1 protein-coding gene and 1 pseudogene are annotated in these 1579 nt (G+C 70.6%); both read right to left on the bottom strand.

Going from position 1 to position 1579, the window contains the following annotated elements:
* Nucleotides 1-800: Dyp-type peroxidase (locus P1P75_RS41460; RefSeq protein WP_319265199.1), on the bottom strand; the 800-nt coding region annotated here is incomplete at its 3' end.
* Nucleotides 801-807: 7 nt separating this feature from the next.
* Nucleotides 808-1579, bottom strand: a pseudogene (locus P1P75_RS41455) (hypothetical protein); the annotation flags it as partial.

Here is a 1579-nt window from a genome sequence, read left to right as displayed (position 1 = left end):
GACCCCGACCCCGCCACCGACTCCGGGACGAAGATGCGCTCGGTGAAGTCGGCTTCCGTCGGCTTCGGGTTGCGGGTGCCGTCGATCTGGCCCATCAGGTTCCTGGCCGTCATGGGGTGGGCGGTCGCACCCGGCGTGCGGTTGAAGCCGTTCATCTGCCAGCGGACCTTGGCCGCCCTGCCCGCGTCCTTCTGGATCGCGCGCAGGGCGTGGAAGGCCACCAGGGCGTCGTTCGCGCCGATCTGCACCCACAGGTCGCCGTTGCTGCGGGACATGTCGAGCTGGTCGGAGGAGAAGTCGGGCAGCGGGTCCAGGGAGACCGGGCGTTGCTTCTCCAGGCCGGTGCGGGCGAAGAAGCTGTGGCCGAAGCCGAAGGTGATCGTCAGCGAGGAAGGGCCCGCGTCCCGCGCGACGTCCGTGTCGTCGTCCTTCGCGGCCTCGCCCGCCATCAGCCGTCGGGCCGTCTCGGACCAGCGGCGGAGGAGTGCCGCGGCGTCTTTGCGGCCCGCACCGGCGGCGAGGTCGAAGGCGATGAGATGGCCGCGGGCCTGGAGTCCCTGGGTGATGCCCGGCTGATGTTTCACGTGGAACATCTCCTGGCCGGACCCGATCGAGGACAGCGGTGTGGCCTGCTCGGCCGCCGCCGCATAACCGGCGGCCCCGCCCGCGGTGCCCACCACGAGCCCGGTGGCCCCGGCGGTACCGAGCAGCTTGCGCCGCGTCAGGCCCGCCGTGGGCGTCTGGGGGGACGGGGATTTCCGGGATGTCTCCGGGGCCTGCGGAAGGGTCTGGTCAGACATGGGTGGTTCAGCCGATCTGCGCGTTCTTGGAGACGGTCACCTGGTCGATGTCGGAGGTCCGCACGGTCACGGCGATCTGCCATGCGCCGGCCACGGGGATCTGTACTCCGTTCGCCGACCAGTGGCCGGTGGTGATGTGGTCGGGGGTCACGGGAAGCGGCCCGATCTTCTGAGCTTCGAGGGTGAAGGCGACCTTCACTTCGGGGATGTCGAAGGCGCGCCCGTTGGGCCGGGTCACATAGACGTGCATCTCGTTGGCGCCGGTCCGTGCGGGGTCGATGTCGACGCTGACGACACCCTTGCCGTCCGTGCCGCCGGTGTCGAAGGACATGTCCAGGGTCACGGCTCCCGAGGTGCCCTCGGCGGAGGCCGAGGAGGCAGCCGTAGCCGCCTTGGCGTCCTGTTCCGTACGGCCCGGCTCGGTGGAGGTCAGCGCCGTCGTGACGGCGAGCAGGACGACGGCGACGCCCGCTTCGGCGAGCACCGAGCGACGCAGTCCGAGCCGCTGGGGATCGGAGTCACGCACCCGCTTCTGCCGCGTCGCGTCCATGGCGGCCCGCTGCCGCGCGAGCTGGGCGGCCCGCTCGGCGGCGCGCGGGCCCCCATGGACCCCACGCGGCATGAGCGGATGCGTGACTCCGATCCCCAGCGGCCCTGACTGCGTATCTCTGTGCTTGCCGACAGTGGCGTCGCGGTCTGCCAGCGCACCGAGAACCCATCCCCAAGCTCCCAACAGCCGATGAGTACGACACAGTAACCCAACGATGCTACACGAGCCA

This window comes from Streptomyces sp. ID05-39B (genome assembly GCF_033794725.1).
GTDB classification, from domain to species: Bacteria; Actinomycetota; Actinomycetes; order Streptomycetales; family Streptomycetaceae; genus Streptomyces; species Streptomyces bobili.
This window is presented reverse-complemented; position numbering and strand designations above follow the sequence as displayed.